The organism is Streptomyces sp. NPDC037389, assembly GCF_040636475.1.
GTDB classification, from domain to species: Bacteria; Actinomycetota; Actinomycetes; order Streptomycetales; family Streptomycetaceae; genus Streptomyces; species Streptomyces hesseae.
This window is the reverse complement of sequence record NZ_JBEZUS010000011.1, coordinates 100,631-116,184: the sequence shown is the minus strand read 5'-3', so window position 1 is coordinate 116,184 and position 15,554 is coordinate 100,631. Positions and strand designations below refer to the sequence as shown.

The window sequence follows — 15,554 nt, the reverse complement described above, 5'->3', positions numbered from 1 at the left end:
ACCGTCCGCCACCCGACGAAGGCCCTGCCATGGCACACCTCGCCACCGCCCCCGGCCCCCGCCGCCGGCACACCCGGGAACGCCTGCGCGTCCTCGGCTTCCTCTCCCCCTGGCTGATCGGCTTCACCGTCTTCTTCGGCTATCCGCTGATCGCCACCGTCTACTTCTCGTTCATGCGCTACAACCAGATCCGGCCCCCGTCCTTCGTGGGGCTGCGCAACTGGCGTTACGTGTTCACGCAGATGCCGCTGTTCGGGCCGGCGTTATGGAACACGCTGTGGCTGGTCGTGGTCATGGTGACCCTGCGCGTCGTCTTCGGGCTGGGCACCGGACTGCTGATCACCAAGGTGAAGACGGGCGCGGGCTTCTTCCGCACCGCCTTCTACCTGCCCTTCCTCGCCCCGCCCGTGGCCGCCACGGTCACCTTCGTCTTCCTCCTCAACCCGGGCACCGGCCCGGTGAACGACGCCCTCGCGGCACTCGGCGTCCCCGCGCCCGACTGGTTCAACGACCCCCACTGGGCCAAGCCCTCGCTGGTGCTGCTGTCGCTGTGGGGCATCGGCGACCTGATGGTCGTCTTCCTGGCCGCCCTGCTGGACGTGCCCAAGGAGCAGTACGAGGCCGCGAAGCTCGACGGCGCGGGTGCGTTCGCGACGTTCCGCTATGTCACCTGGCCGGCGATCACCCCGGTGGTGATGTTCGCGGTCGTGACGGGCGTCGTACAGACGATGCAGTACTACACGCAGGCGCTCGTCGCCGGGAAGCTCGCCTCCGGAGTCGGCGTCGGCCCCGGCTCGACCGTCCAGCCCGGCTATCCGGACCACTCCACGCTCACCGTGACCCAGCTCGTCTACTCGCTCGGCTTCCAGAACTTCAACACCGGTGCCGCGTGCGTGCTCTCCCTGGTGCTCTTCGCCATCGCCATGGCCGCCGCCTCGCTGCTGATACGCGGCCGCGCCGGGCTGCTCGGGGCGAAGGACCGGCCATGAGACGAGGCCGCGTCCTGCACTGGATCGCCGTGCACACCACCGCCGTGGCGGCGGCGCTCTTCTTCACCCTGCCGTTCGTGTTCGTCCTCCTCACCTCCGTGATGAGCGACGAACAGGCCATGAGCGGCGAGCTGTGGCCGCGCGCCTGGCACTGGTCCAACTACGCGGAGGTCCTCCGCACCCCCGGCTTCCTCACCTGGTGGCGGAACTCGTTGCTGTACGCCGGGCTCGGCACGCTGTTCACCGTGTGCTCCTCCGTCCCGGTCGCCTACGCGCTCGCCCGGTTCCGCTTCCGGGGCCGGCGGGCCGCGCTCGGCCTCGTGATCGCCACGATGACGCTGCCACCGCAGGTCGTCGTCATCCCCATGTATCTGGTGTGGGCCCAGCAGCTGCATCTGTCGGGGACGCTGTGGCCGCTGATCGTGCCGCTGGCGTTCGGCGACGCGTACTCCATCTTCCTGCTGCGGCAGTTCCTGCTCACCATCCCCGGCGAGTACCTGGAGGCCGCGCGGCTCGACGGCTGCGGCGAGCTGCGCACGTTGCTGCGCGTCGTCGTGCCGATGGCGAAGCCGGGCATCGCGGCGGTCGCGCTGTTTCAGTTCTTCGCCTGCTGGAACGATTATTTCGGGCCGCAGATCTATGCCGCCCAGAACCCGGGCGCCTGGACGCTGAGTTACGGACTGGAGTCCTTCAAGAGCGCCCACAGCGTCAACTGGAATCTGACGATGGCCGCCACCCTGCTGGTCATGGCACCGGTCATCGCCGTCTTCTTCTTCGCCCAGAAGGCCTTCGTCGAAGGCGTCACACTGACAGGAGTCAAGGGTTGAAGCTCGCAGTAGTGGGTGGTGGCTCCACCTACACCCCCGAACTCGTCGACGGATTCGCACGGCTGTGGGACGTCCTCGCCGTCGAGGAACTCGTCCTCGTCGACCCCGCGGCCGAACGGCTGGAGCCGGTCGGCGGCCTGGCGCGGCGCATCCTCGCCGCGCAGGGCCACCCGGGCCGGGTCAGCTGGACCGACGACCTCGACGCGGCCGTCGACGGCGCCGACGCCGTACTGCTCCAGCTGCGCGTGGGCGGCCAGGCGGCCCGCGAGCGGGACGAGACCTGGCCGCTGGAGTGCGGCTGCGTGGGGCAGGAGACCACGGGCGCGGGCGGCCTCGCCAAGGCGCTGCGGACGGTCCCGGTGGTGCTGGACATCGCCGAGCGGGTGCGCCGCCGCAACCCCGCCGCCTGGATCGTGGACTTCACCAACCCCGTCGGGATCGTCACCCGCGCCCTGCTGACCGCCGGGCACCGCGCGGTCGGGCTGTGCAACGTGGCCATCGGCTTCCAGCGGAAGTTCGCCGCCCTGCTCGGGGTGGCGCCCGGCGAGGTCGAGCTGGACCACGTCGGCCTGAACCACCTCACCTGGGAGCGGGAGGTGCGCGTCGGCGGCCGGGACGTCCTGCCCACGCTCCTCGCGGAGCACGGCGACGCGATCGCGGCGGACCTGCGGATGCCGCGCCGGCTGCTGGACCGGCTGGGCGTCGTCCCCTCGTACTACCTGCGCTACTTCTACGAGCACGACGCGGTCGTCGAGGAGCTGCGGACGAAGCCCTCGCGGGCGGCCGAGGTCGCGGCGATGGAGCGCACGCTGCTGGAGATGTACGCCGACCCGGCGCTGGACCGCAAGCCGGAGCTGCTGGCGAAGCGCGGCGGGGCGTTCTACTCGGAGGCCGCCGTCGCGCTGACGTCATCGCTGCTGACCGGCACCGGGCCCGTCCAGGTGGTCAACACGCTCAACAACGGCACGCTGCCCTTCCTCCCCGACGACGCCGTCGTCGAGGTGCCCGCGGCGGTGGACGCGGCCGGGGCGCGCCCCCTGCCCGTACGGCCGCTGGAGCCGCTGCACGCCGGGCTGGTCGCGCATGTGACGGCCTATGAGCACCTGGCGTTGGAGGCGGCCCTGAAGGGCGGCCGGGACCGGGTCTTCGCGGCGCTCCTCGCCCATCCGCTCGTCGGCCAGACCGACCGCGCGGAGAAGCTGACGGACGCCCTCCTCCACCACAACCGGGAGCACCTGCCGTGGGCCTGATCGTGGCGATCGACGCGGGCGGCAGCAAGACCGATGTGGCCGTCCTCGGCCCGGACGGCGCGGTGGCCGCCCGGGCCCGGGGCGGTGGCTTCCGGCCGCAGTCGACGGGGGTCGAACGCGCCGTGGACACCCTCCAGGCAGCCGTCGCCGAGGCGCTGGCCGGGCTCCCCCGCCCGGCGGACGTCCGGCTCTTCTCGGCCTGCCTGGCGGGCGCCGACTTCCCCGTGGAGGAACGGGAGCTGGCGGAGGCCATCGCCCGGCGGAACCGGCCGGCGGGCGACCCGGCGACGGCTCCCCGCGTCCGGGTCGCCAACGACACCTTCGCGCTGCTGCGCGCGGGGCTGTCCGACGAGGGCGAGCCGGCGGGTGTCGCCGTCGTGTGCGGGGCGGGGATCAACTGCTCGGGGCTGGCGCCCGGGGGCCGGGTCGCCCGCTTCGCCGCCGTCGGGCGGATCTCGGGCGACTGGGGCGGCGGGGCGCACCTGGCCGAGGAGGCGGTGTGGTGGGCGGCGCGGGCGGCGGACGGGCGCGGCGAGGCGACGGCCCTCGCACGGGAACTCCCCGCCCACTTCGGGCTGTCCACGATGCCGGAGCTGATCGAGGCCCTCCACCTGGGGCGGATCGAGCGGGCGCGGCGGCACGAGCTGGCGCCGGTGCTCTTCGCCGTGGCGGCCGCCGGTGACGCGGTGGCCGGGGCGATCGTGGCGCGGCAGGCCGACGAGGTGGTCGCCCTGGCCGCGGCCGCCCTGGACCGGCTGGGGCTGCTCGACGCGGCGGTGCCGGTGGTGCTGGGCGGCGGGGTGCTCGCGGCCCGCCATCCGCTGCTGCACGAACGCGTCGTGAAGGGGCTGGCCGGGCGGGCGCCCCGGGCCGTGCCCCGCGTCGTGACCGCGCCGCCCGTGCTGGGGGCGGCGCTGCTGGCCCTCGACCGCCTCGGGGCGCCGGCCGCCGCCTACGCCCGGCTGCGCGCGCACTTCGCGTAACGAACGAGAACGGCGGAAACCGCGCCGTGGACTCCCGCCTTCCTGGCCGGAATCCACGGCGCGGCGCCATGTTCGCGTCATGTTCACGCCGTGAGAGACGTCACCGCGAGCGGCCGTCCGCCGTAAATCCTTCGCACGGGATCGTTCTGGCCCGGTGGACTTCCTGACACCCGCGTCAATAGCGGGATTGGCCAGAAATTCCTCCCCTTCCGCTTGTTGACCATTCATATACCCAATGTCCGTATTCGGGCCAACGATTTCACCCCCTCTTCAAGATCGTGGAAGCATCCCGCCACGCATGGATTGATCACGAAATACGACAAAGAACTGCCGCAACCCGCCCCAAAAGGGCGTTGCTGAGCATTCGTGACAGCCCCTGCTCCCGAACCACAGATCCCGAGGGGGGATACACGTATGTCGAAGAACGTCACCCGCCGCGTCGTCCTGCGCGGTACCGCGATAGCCGTCGCCGGAGCGGCCCTCGCCGCTCCGGCCGCCATGGCGGCGACCCGCGCCGCCATGCCCATGGACCACTCCGGCATGGACCACACCGGTCACGGCTCCCACGACCCCCAGCCCTTCGACGAGGTCTACCAGGGCCGGCGCATCGTCGGCGCGCCCGTCACCGGCGGCCACGAGGCCCACCACGGCGGCTTCGCCGTGACGATCGACGGCAAGGAACTGCACGTCATGCGGAACGCGGACGGCACCTGGATCAGTGTGATCAACCACTACCAGACCTTCGCCGACCCGCTGTCGCTCACCCGCGCCGCCGTCGAGAAGCTCCAGGGCGCCGTGCTCGTCCCGATCACCACCTCCTGACCTTTTCCGTCTGCCGACCGCCCGGCCCGATACGGCCGGCCCCCCGACCCGAGAGGACGTAGACCCCCATGGCAGTGCGCAAGAACCAGGCGACCCTGACGGCCACGGAGAAGCGCAACTTCGTCAACGCCGTGCTGGCGCTGAAGAAGAGCGGCAAGTACGACGAATTCGTGCGGACGCACAACGAGTTCATCATGAGCGACGGCGACGACACCGACCGCGTCGGCCACCGTTCGCCGTCCTTCCTTCCCTGGCACCGCCGGTTCCTCCTCCAGTTCGAGCAGGAGCTCCAGAGAATCGATTCTTCGGTGACGCTCCCCTACTGGGACTGGACCGCCGACCGCACCACCACCGCCTCCATATGGGGCGCCGACTTCCTCGGCGGCAACGGCCGCAGCCGCGACGCGCAGGTCACCACCGGCCCGTTCGCGTACTCCACCGGCCAGTGGAACATCAACGTCTCGGCCGACAGCCGCCCCTACCTCCAGCGGGAGATGGGCACGAGCGTCCGCGCGCTGCCCACCCGTGCCGAGGTCGACTCCGTGCTCGCCATGGCCGTCTACGACATGGCCCCCTGGAACAGCGCCTCCGACGGCTTCCGCAACAACCTCGAGGGCTGGCGCGGCGTCAACCTCCACAACCGCGTGCACGTGTGGATGGGCGGCCAGATGGCCACCGGCGTCTCCCCCAACGACCCGGTCTTCTGGCTGCACCACTGCTTCATCGACAAGCTGTGGGCCGACTGGCAGCGCCTGCACCCCGCCTCGGGCTACCTGCCGACCGGCGGCACCACCAACGTCGTGGACCTCAAGGACACCATGCGTCCGTGGAACAACGTGACCCCGGCCGACATGCTCGACCACACGAAGTTCTACACCTACGACCGCTGACGACATCTCCACCGCGGTGTGCGACGCCGGGGGTTGCCGGGCCCGACGGCCCGTCACCCCCGGCGTTCCCCGCTTTCCGGGCGCTCCCCGTCCGCACGGGAACCGAACAGACGCCCACCGCGTGAAACGGGGTGAAAGGCCGAAAAGGACACCCGGGCGACGCTCACGACCCGTGCAAGATCGATGCACAAGATGCACAACCGGTGTGTTTGTCAGTCCCTGCGGCCATACTGCTGGCCTGGCACCCGTTCCCCGCCGCCCGGGGGACAGCGGGCCGCGGCGACCGAGGGGGAGGTCACGTGTCACCAGCGCAGCCGGATACGGGGACGCGGCGCACCGCGTGGCGCGAGGGCATGGAGCGGCTCGCGGACGCCGCCACGACGGAGCCCGGCAGACTCCGCGTCATCGGCGCGGTCCTGGCCGCGCTGCTGGTCGCCTTCGGCGCGGTCACCGCCTGGCAGGTCGCCGACCGGTCGTCGGCGGCGGACGCCGTGATCGACCGCAGCCAGCCGCTGAGCACCGACGCCGCCGACATCTACCGCTCCCTGGCCGACGCCGACACGGCCGCCGCGGCGGGCTTCCTGGCCGGCCGGGACGAGCCCCGGACCGTCCGCCAGCGCTACGAGAAGGACATCGGCGTCGCCTCCGAGCTCCTGGTGAAGGCCGCCGCCGACACCGGCGGATCCGACTCCGCCCGCGAGCAGATAGCCCGGCTCAATCAGCAACTCCCCGTCTACACCGGCCTGGTGGAATCGGCCCGCGCGGCGGGCCGGCAGGGCCTACCGCTGGGCGGCGCCTATCTGCGCTACGCCAGCGACCGGATGCGCGAGGAACTGCTGCCGGCCGCCCGTGCCCTCTACGAGGCCGAGACCGGGCGCCTGCGTTCCGACTACGCGGACGCCAAGTCCTGGCCCTGGGTGGCCCTCGCCACCGGCGTCGTGGCCCTCGGCGCCCTCGGCTGGGCCCAGCGCCGCGCCTTCCTGCGCACCAACCGGGTGTTCAACCACGGCCTCCTCGCCGGGACCGCCGCCGGCACGGTGGTCCTGCTGTGGCTGACCGTCGGCCACGCCGTGGCCCGCGCGGACCTGACCGACTCCTACGAGAACGGGGCCAAGTCCCTCCAGGTGCTGAGCGAGGCCCGGATCGCCTCCCTCCAGGCCCGGGGGGACGAGAGCCTGACCCTGGTGGCGCGGGGCGCCGTGCTCACCCCGGCGGGCGACGACGCCTACGAGGCCAGCTACCGCGCGGGCATGCGCAAGCTGATCGGCGGCGACGTCACCGGCTCCGGCGAGCCCGCCCCGGACAGCCTGCTGGGCCGGGCCCGCTCCCTCGCGGACGGCGCGGAAGGACGCGATCCGGTGCTGGCGGCGATCCGTGACGTCGCGCAGTGGCAGCAGCGGCACGGCGAGGCCCGCGGCGCCGACGTCGGCGGGTACTACGGCCAGGCGCTCGCCAAGGTGATCGGGGAGAAGGGCAGCGCCAAGGGCAGCACCGGCGAATCGTTCGACCAGGTGGAATCCGCGCTGCGCGGAGCCCTCGCCCACGAGGAGGACGACTTCCGCCGGGCGGCGGAGGACGGGCGCGGCGCGTTCACGGGGCTGGCGGCCGGAGCCGCCGTCCTGGCCGTGCTGGGTGCCGCGGGCGCGGTGCTCGGCATCGGCCGCAGGCTGTCGGAGTACCGGTGAGACGGGGAGGCGCAGCGATGGGCGGACGACGCGGAACCCGGACCCGGGCCGCGGTGACGGCCGGCGTGTGGACGCTCGCCGTGACCGTGGGCGCGGCCGTCCTGCCGGCGGCGCGCCCCACCGGCCCCGTGGCCCACGCCACCGCCCCGGCGGCGGTGCGCGCGCCCGCGACGTGCGTCGCCCCGGAGGCGAGCCTGCGCCCCTCGACGGCCGACGGCCCGGCCGTCCGGCGCGTCAAGGAGCGCGGCCGGCTGATCGTCGGTGTCGACCAGAACAGCTACCGCTGGGGCTATCGCGACCCCGCCACCGGCGAGCTCAGCGGCTTCGACATCGACCTGGCCCGCGCCATCGCCAAGGCCATCCTCGGCGACCCCGGCAAGGTCGTCTTCCTGGCGATCCCCACGAACCAGCGCATACCCGCCCTGGAAAAGGGCAAGGTGGACATCATCGCGCGCACCATGACGATCAACTGCGAGCGGGTCCGGCAAGTCTCCTTCTCCACGGCCTACTTCGAGGCCGGACAGCAGGTGCTGGCCCCCAAGGCCTCACCGGTCACGGCGTTCGACGACAGCTTGAGGGGGAAGAAAGTCTGTACGGCCAAGGGATCCACGGGCGAGACCGAGCTGAAGAACGAGTCGCACGGCGCGTCCGTGCTGACCGTGCCCAATCAGCTCGACTGCCTGGTCCGGCTCCAGCTCGGACAGGTCGACGCGGTGATCACCGACAGCGCCCTGGCCGCCGGACAGGCGGCCCAGGACCCGTCCGTGCGACTGGTCGGCAAACCGTTCACCACCGAGTCCTACGGCGTGGCGATGAACCTCAAGGACGAAGACCTGGTACGCCGGGTCAACGCGGTACTGGAGGACTACCGCCGGGGCGGTGAGGCGAGCCCCTGGATGCTGGCGTACCGCAAGTGGCTGGCGGCCGACCTCCAGGGGATCACCGCTCCGCCGGAGCCCCGGTACCGGGACTGACGGCACGGAAGGACCGAAGCACCACACCGTTCGCGCGCGGCACCGGCCGCGGGACAGGAGAGGGGACCGATGGCGGTCGCGGGGCCCACCGGGCCGGCCTTGACCCGCGAGGAGGTGGACCGTGCGCTGGCACGGCTCGGCGCGGAGCACGAGGCGGTCGAGTCCTCCCTGCTCGCCCTCCAGGACCACGCCGGGCGGCGGCTGCTGGAGGGCGCGGAGCTGACCGGCGCCACCAGGAGCCGGTGGGATTCCACCGAGCTGCTCATCACCCAGCTGTGGGTGTACTTCGACGCCTACACCGATGCCCTGGAGGCGGCCCGCGAACTGCGCGGCCGCCGCCGCTGGCCCACCTCGGGCGAGCTGTCCGAACTGACCGACCTGCTGCGCGGCACCGCCGTCACCCTGCCCGCCGGCCCGCCCCAGGCCGGCATGGTGACCCTGGGCGTGGCGGCCAGGCTGAGCGAGCGGCTGAGCCTCATGGAGCTCGTCGAGCGGATGAACTCCTGGTACGCCCAGGCACTGGACGTGGTCGTCATCGCCGACGCCGTCTGGTCGGCGCTGCCCACCCGGATCGACCTGCTCGCCGCCGAGCTGGGGCGCGTCCGCTCCCTCGCCCACTCCGTGGGCGTCCTGCCCGGCGAGCACCCCGCGGGCGACGACCTGGAGCGCCTCACCATGGAACTGGCCGCGCTGCGGTCCGAGGTGATATCCGATCCGCTCGTCTTCTGGACCGGCGCCCCGCCCGGCACCGCGCCCGGCGGCCGCCCCGACACCGCCCGCTACGACCGGGCCGAGCGCGCCCTGGAGGACCTGCGCCGGGAGGTGGAGGCCGTCCTCGACGTCCGGCAGGACGCCGAGCGCCGGCTGATGCGCGTGCGCGACGTACTCTCGCGCGCCGACCGCACCCTGGGCGAGGCGCGCCGGGCCCGGATGGAGGTCCTGTCGAAGATCGCCGCCTATGAGGTGCCCGTGGTCTCCGGCCCGCCGACCGTGCTCTACGAGCAGCTGGAAATGGCCGGCGAGTACCGCAGACGCGCCGCGTGGCACCGGCTCTCCCCGCTCCTGGAGAGCCTGGAGCAGCGCGCCGAGGAGGAGTTGCTGCGCGCCCGCGAGTCGCTGACCGCGGTCACGGCCCCCCTGGCCGTACGGGCCGAGCTGCGCGGCCGGCTCGACGCGTACAAGGCCAAGGCGGCGCGGCTGGGCCTGGCGGAGGACGGTCTCGTCGTGGAGCGGTACGACGTGGCGCGCCGCATGCTGTGGAGCGCGCCCTGCGATCTCGTCGCCGCCGAGCAGGCGGTGCTGCGCTATCAGCGGGCCGTGGCCGGGGCCCTGGCCCCGCAGGGCTCGACCGCCTCGGGAACCGACGGGCACAGGGGGACGCATGACCGGTGACGAGTGCCAGCGCCCGGGCTGCGCCGGCAGCTACGAGGACGTGGGTGGCGGCGAGCGGTACTGCGACACGTGCGGTCTCGCCCCCGTCGTCTCGCCGGGCGGGCAGATCGCCTCGCCCGCGACGGGGATGACGCACACGGGCGGGCGGGACGGGTCGGGGTCCTCGGGCTCATCCGGCTCGTCGGGGTCCTCGGGCTCGTCGGGCTCGTCGGGCTCATCCGGCTCGTCGGGGTCCTCCCGCTCGTCGTCGCGTTCGTCGGGGTCACGGCGGTCGGTGTCGGGGCGGCTGTCGCGTTCGGTGTCCGGGGGCACGGCGGGCGTCGTGACGCGGTCCGTCTCGGTGCGCAGCCGGAAGTCCGTCGCGTCCGGCGCCGGGCGCAACAAGCTGGGCGCGGGCCTGGTCAGCATGCCGGGCGTACCGCGCCCCGAGCCCCGGGCGGCGGTGCTGGAGCACGCGGAGGTGCCCGAGCGCAAGCGCTTCTGCAGCCGGAGCGACTGCGGCGCGCCCGTGGGGCGTTCGGGCCCCCACCGGGCGGGACGCACGGAGGGCTACTGCACCAAGTGCGGCCACCCGTACTCCTTCGTGCCGAAGCTGCGCCCGGGCGATGTGGTGCGCGGGCAGTACGAGGTGGCGGGCTGTCTCGCGCACGGCGGGCTCGGCTGGATCTACCTGGCCATCGACCGGGCCGTCGCCGACCGCTGGGTGGTCCTCAAGGGCCTCCTCGACACCGGCGACGAGGACGCGCTGGCCGCGGCCGTCGCCGAGCGGCGCTTCCTCGCGGAGATCGAGCACTCGAACATCGTCCGCATCTACAACTTCGTCGAACACCTCGACCAGCGCACGGGCAGCCTCGACGGCTACATCGTCATGGAGTACGTCGGCGGCAAGTCCCTCAAGGAGATCGCCAACGAGCGCCGCCACCCCGACGGGCGGCGCAACCCGCTGCCGGTCGGGCAGGCGTGCGCGTACGGCATCGAAGCGCTGGAGGCGCTGGCGCATCTGCACAGCCGCAATCTGCTGTACTGCGACTTCAAGGTCGACAACGCCATCCAGCAGCAGGACCAGCTGAAGCTGATCGACATGGGCGCGGTGCGGCGGATGGACGACGAGATCAGCCCCATCTACGGCACGATCGGCTACCAGGCCCCCGAGATCGCCGAGCTGGGCGCGTCGGTCGCCTCCGACCTCTACACGGTGGCGCGCACGCTCGCCGTGCTCACCTTCGACTTCCAGGGCTACACGAACGTCTTCGTGGACAGCCTCCCCGCCCCGGACCATATCGAGGTCTTCACCCGCTACGAGTCCTTCTACCGGCTGCTGGTGCGGGCCACCGACCCGGACCCGGCCCGGCGGTTCGCCTCCGCCGACGAGATGGCGGAGCAGCTGACGGGCGTCCTCCGCGAGGTCGTCGCCCTCCAGACGGGCACCCCGCGCCCCGCGCTGTCCACACTCTTCGGCCCCGAGCCGCGGGTGGTGGACACGGTCCTCTTCGAGGAGTGCGACCGCGATGTGTCCGCCCTGGGCGGCCGCGCTGCGGCGCCGCACCGGGGCGGATGGCCCCTCGGCGGCCTCCTCCGCAGACGCGTGGGGGGTACGCCGCCCCGGGCGGCGGGGGCGGGCGGCGTGGGGACGCCCGGCCTGGGGACCCATGGTGCGGGCGCGCGGCCGCCGGGCACCGGCGCCGGCGCGGCGGCGTCCGGCGCACCCGCCGGACGTGCCGTCCCGGTCGTCGGCATCAGACCCGCCAGGGCCACCGGCCCGACGGGCACCGGTCAGGGAACCACCGGCACGGCCCCCACGGGCCAGCCGGGCGCGGGCGGCCCCGCCGTGCCCCCCATCGGCGGGACACCGGCGGCACCGGCGGTCTCCGCCCCGGGCGGCGCGGCGGCGAGCCCCACGCCCGGCGCGACCGCCGGTCCGACGGGCACCGGTCCGGGGATGGGCGGCGCGGGGACACCCGGCGCTGTCGCCTGGCCGACGGCCACCGGCCCGGGCGCGCCCGGCGCAACAGCGGCAGGCACACCCGGCATCCCGGGCGGACCCACAGCGGCGAGCGCCGTCGCGGCCGCGTTGCGGCCGATCGACGGGCGGGCCGCCGCGCTCGCGTTGCCGTTCCCGCTCGTCGATCCCGGCGATCCCAACGCGGGGTTCCTCGCGGGTCTGCTCGCCTCGCAGCCCGCCGAGTTGTACGCAGCTCTTCAGGCCGCCCCGACCGAGTCGCCGGAGCTGCGGCTGCGGCGGGTGCGGGCCCAGTTGGAGCTCGGCGAGGACGGCTCGGCGGCCTACGCGCTCGCCGCGCTGGAGGCCGCGAGTCCCGACGACTGGCGCACCGTGTGGCACCGGGGCGTCCACGCCCTAGCCGTCGGCGACCACACCACGGCCGCCCTGTCCTTCGACGCCGTCTACGACGCCTTCCCCGGGGAGCCCGCGCCCAAGCTGGCCCTCGGGCTGTGCGCGGAGGTGCTCGGCCAGCTCGACAACGCCGCCGAGTACTACCACCTGGTGTGGGCGACCGACCCGAGCTTCGTCGGCGCGGCGTTCGCCCTGGCCCGGGTGCGGCTGGCCGCCGGGGACCGCGAGGGCGCGGTGCGGGCCCTGGAGTCCGTGCCGGCGGCGTCCATCCACTGCACGGCGGCCCGGGTCGCGGCGGTGCGCGCCCGGCTGCGGGGGCGCTCGGCCCGGGAGCCGCTGCTGGACGACCTGCGGGCCGCCGCCGACCAGGTGGAGGGACTCACGGACCTCGGCCTGGACGCGGTGCGGCGCGAACGGCTGTCGACGGAAGTGCTCGGCACCGCGCTCGACTGGGTGCTGTCGGGCCGCCAGGGCACGCCGGGCGCCACCGGCGCGCCCCCGGGACCGCCCGTGCTGCTCGGCAGCGGGCTGGACGAGCGGGAACTGCGGTTCGGGCTGGAGCGCTCGTACCGGGTGCTCGCGCGGCTGGCCCAGCGCGGTGAGGAACGGATCGAACTGGTGGAACGGGCCAACCGTTACCGCCCCAGGACATGGGTGTGATCGATGTCGCAACTGCCCCCACAGCTGACGGCGTGCCCCGCCTGTCACGAGCCGCTGGAGCCCGCCGACAACTTCTGCGGAGGCTGCGGCGTGGATCTCTCGGCGGTGCCGCCCGCGCCCGACGACCCACGGGCGACGGGGTGGCGGCGGCCTGACACGCCCGCGGCGCGGGAGGCGGACGACTACCGAATCGCCCCGCCGGCCGCCGGCGTCCCGGCGCAGCCGGCGCGTGGCGCGGGCCCCGCCGGGCCCTGCGCGGCCTGCCGGTCGGGCATGATCGACAACGACGGGTACTGCGAACACTGCGGACATGCACAGCCGCGCGAACGGGATCACATGGAGCACGAGTCGGCAGGCGTCGCGGCGGTCACCGACCGCGGCCTGCGCCACCACCGCAACGAGGACGCGTACGCCGTGTCCACCACCGACCTCCCCGGCCGGCCGCCGGCCGTCGTCGCGGTCGTCAGCGACGGCGTGTCGTCCGCGGCCCGCCCCGACGAGGCGTCCGCCGCCGCCGTCGAGGCCGCCCACGACTCGCTGCTGACGGCGCTGGGCCGGGACACCGCGCCCAAGGAGGCCACGCACGAGGCGGTCCTCGCCGCCGCCGAGGCCGTGGCCTCCCTGGCCACGCCCGGCCACGAGCCGCGCGAGCACGGCCACCACCGCCATGAGAACGCCCCCGCCTGCACCATCGTCAGCGCCGTCGTCACCGGCGACCTGCTGACCGTCGGCTGGGTCGGCGACAGCCGCGCCTACTGGGTGCCCGACGACCGCACCAAGCAGCCCGCGCGGCTCACCGAGGACGACTCCTGGGCCGCCCAGATGGTGGCGGCGGGCCTGATGTCGGAGGCCGAGGCCTACGCCGACGAGCGCGCCCACGCCATCACCGGCTGGCTCGGCGCGGACGCCTACGAGGTCGAGCCGCACACCGCCTCGTACCACCTCGACCGCCCCGGCGTGGTGATCGTCTGCACCGACGGTCTGTGGAACTACGCCGAGTCCGCCGAGGAGATGGCGTCCGTCGTACCCGCCGACGCCCGCTCCCGGCCGTTGGAGTGCGCACGCCGTCTGCTGGCCCACGCTCTGGACGGAGGGGGCCACGACAACGTAACAGTGGCAGTGGTGCCGTTCCCGTCCCGGGCCGAAGGGGCAGGATCGGCCTGACGCGCCGCAGTTTCCACGGGGGGATCCACGCACGGTGCCGGGCTCCGGCACCGCGCCGTTCGTCCGCCCCGCCGCACGCCCGTGCCGACCACGTGGAGTACGTACGAAGGAGCGGAACAGATGGCCCATTTCGCCAAACCGAGCGTGCCCGGATTCGCCGTCGACGTGTACCAGAACGTCAACCTCCCCGACGGGGGCCGGGAGGTCAACGCCATCGTGACGGTGACCTCCACCGGAGCCGGCTGCGGCTCCGGTACCGGGTCCGGGTCCGGTACCGGGTCCGGGTCCGGTACCGGGTCCGGGTCCGGGGAGACGCCCCTGACGGCCGCCTCCCCCTCGCCCGGCGCGGCGGCGATCGGCCCCCGCCCCCCGGACGCCGCCGTCGTCCTGATGGTCGACTGCTCGGGCTCGATGGACTACCCGCCCGCCAAGATGCGCAGCGCCCGCGAGGCCACGGCCGCCGCCGTCGACGCTCTGCGCGACGGCGTCGCCTTCGCCGTGATCGGCGGCACCCACCAGGCCCGCGAGGTCTACCCGGCCGGCGGGCGGCTCGCGATGGCCGACGACATGACCCGCGGCCAGGCCAAGGAGGCGCTGCGCAAGCTCAGCCCGGGCGGCGGCACCGCCATCGGCACCTGGCTGCGCCTCGCCGACCGGCTGCTGTCCTCGTCCGACGCGGCGATACGTCACGGCATCCTGCTCACCGACGGCCGCAACGAGCACGAGGAGCCCGACGCGCTGCGGGCGTCGCTGGACGCGTGCGCGGGCCGGTTCACCTGTGACGCGCGGGGCGTGGGGACGGACTGGGAGGTCAAGGAGGTCACGGGCATCGCCTCCGCGCTGCTGGGCAGCGCGGACATCGTCGCCAACCCGGCCGGGCTGGCCGAGGACTTCACGCGGATGATGGAAGCGGTGATGGGCAAGGAGGTCGCGGACGTCTCCCTGCGGCTGTGGACACCGCAGGGCGCCGAGGTGGTCTTCGTCAAGCAGGTCGCGCCCACGATGGAGGAGCTGACGGACCGCCGTCAGGAGTCCGGGCCGCGCTCCGGCGACTACCCGACGGGCGCGTGGGGCGACGAGTCCCGCGACTACCACGTCTGCGTCCGGGTGCCGAGCGCCCACGTGGGCCAGGAGATGCTCGCCGCCCGGGTGTCGCTGGTGCTGCCCACCCCTGACGGCTCGTCACCGCACGTCCTGGCCCAGGGCCTGATCCGGGCGGTGTGGACGGACGACCTGGAGGCGTCGACGTCCATCAACCCCCAGGTGGCCCACTACACCGGCCAGGCCGAGCTGGCCCTGGCCATCCAGCAGGGCCTGGACCTGCGCAAGGCGGGGGACGTGGACGGCGCGACCGCCAAACTCGGCCGGGCCGTCCAGCTGGCAAGCCGGTCCGGCCACGCTGACACCGCGAAACTCCTTGCGAAGGTGGTGGACGTCGTGGACGCGGCGAACGGTACTGTGCGGCTGAAGGCGAAGGTCTCGGAGGAGGCCGAAATGACGCTGGAAACCCGTTCCACGAAAACCGTTCGCGTCAAGAAGTAGCGCCGAGAAGCAACCGCCAGAGG

At 73.6% G+C, this 15,554-nt stretch carries 12 protein-coding genes; all 12 read left to right on the top strand.

Annotated features, from left to right (window positions below; all coding sequences use genetic code 11):
* Window positions 1-29 precede the first annotated feature (29 nt).
* The 12 genes from AB0E98_RS24465 (at window position 30) to AB0E98_RS24410 (ending at window position 15,531) form a co-directional block, all read left to right on the top strand.
* A complete protein-coding gene (locus AB0E98_RS24465) occupies window positions 30-989 on the top strand; it encodes a sugar ABC transporter permease (protein WP_361706228.1) in 960 nt (319 codons plus the stop codon).
* Window positions 986-1,816 carry a carbohydrate ABC transporter permease gene (locus AB0E98_RS24460; protein ID WP_361706225.1) on the top strand — a complete coding sequence of 277 codons (831 nt, stop codon included), beginning with the start codon at window positions 986-988 and terminating at the stop codon, window positions 1,814-1,816. Before AB0E98_RS24465 ends, AB0E98_RS24460 begins: the two co-directional genes overlap by 4 nt.
* Window positions 1,813-3,066, top strand: coding sequence for a 6-phospho-beta-glucosidase (locus AB0E98_RS24455; RefSeq protein WP_361706222.1), 1,254 nt, complete (start codon window positions 1,813-1,815; stop codon window positions 3,064-3,066). Before AB0E98_RS24460 ends, AB0E98_RS24455 begins: the two co-directional genes overlap by 4 nt.
* The gene (locus AB0E98_RS24450) at window positions 3,057-4,049 is read left to right on the top strand and encodes a BadF/BadG/BcrA/BcrD ATPase family protein (protein WP_361706219.1); all 993 of its coding nucleotides are present in this window, start codon (window positions 3,057-3,059) and stop codon (window positions 4,047-4,049) included. Before AB0E98_RS24455 ends, AB0E98_RS24450 begins: the two co-directional genes overlap by 10 nt.
* A gap of 414 nt (window positions 4,050-4,463) precedes the next feature.
* A complete protein-coding gene (locus AB0E98_RS24445) occupies window positions 4,464-4,871 on the top strand; it encodes a tyrosinase cofactor (RefSeq protein WP_361706216.1) in 408 nt (135 codons plus the stop codon).
* A 68-nt stretch (window positions 4,872-4,939) separates the two neighbouring features.
* Complete coding sequence (locus AB0E98_RS24440; RefSeq protein WP_361706214.1) at window positions 4,940-5,761, top strand: tyrosinase family protein; 822 nt, start codon at window positions 4,940-4,942, stop codon at window positions 5,759-5,761.
* Between the two features lie 353 nt (window positions 5,762-6,114).
* Window positions 6,115-7,446: a hypothetical protein gene (locus AB0E98_RS24435; RefSeq protein WP_361706457.1), complete on the top strand. Its 1,332-nt coding sequence runs from the start codon at window positions 6,115-6,117 to the stop codon at window positions 7,444-7,446.
* A 17-nt stretch (window positions 7,447-7,463) separates the two neighbouring features.
* Window positions 7,464-8,420: a glutamate ABC transporter substrate-binding protein gene (locus tag AB0E98_RS24430; RefSeq protein ID WP_361706211.1), complete on the top strand. Its 957-nt coding sequence runs from the start codon at window positions 7,464-7,466 to the stop codon at window positions 8,418-8,420.
* A 69-nt stretch (window positions 8,421-8,489) separates the two neighbouring features.
* Window positions 8,490-9,812, top strand: a complete 1,323-nt coding sequence (locus AB0E98_RS24425; RefSeq protein WP_361706208.1) for a hypothetical protein — start codon at window positions 8,490-8,492, stop codon at window positions 9,810-9,812.
* Window positions 9,802-12,825: a tetratricopeptide repeat protein gene (locus tag AB0E98_RS24420; protein WP_361706205.1), complete on the top strand. Its 3,024-nt coding sequence runs from the start codon at window positions 9,802-9,804 to the stop codon at window positions 12,823-12,825. Before AB0E98_RS24425 ends, AB0E98_RS24420 begins: the two co-directional genes overlap by 11 nt.
* Window positions 12,826-12,828: 3 nt before the next feature.
* Window positions 12,829-13,989, top strand: coding sequence for a PP2C family serine/threonine-protein phosphatase (locus AB0E98_RS24415; protein ID WP_361706203.1), 1,161 nt, complete (start codon window positions 12,829-12,831; stop codon window positions 13,987-13,989).
* A gap of 120 nt (window positions 13,990-14,109) precedes the next feature.
* Window positions 14,110-15,531, top strand: coding sequence for a VWA domain-containing protein (locus AB0E98_RS24410; RefSeq protein WP_361706200.1), 1,422 nt, complete (start codon window positions 14,110-14,112; stop codon window positions 15,529-15,531).
* Window positions 15,532-15,554: the final 23 nt, after the last annotated feature.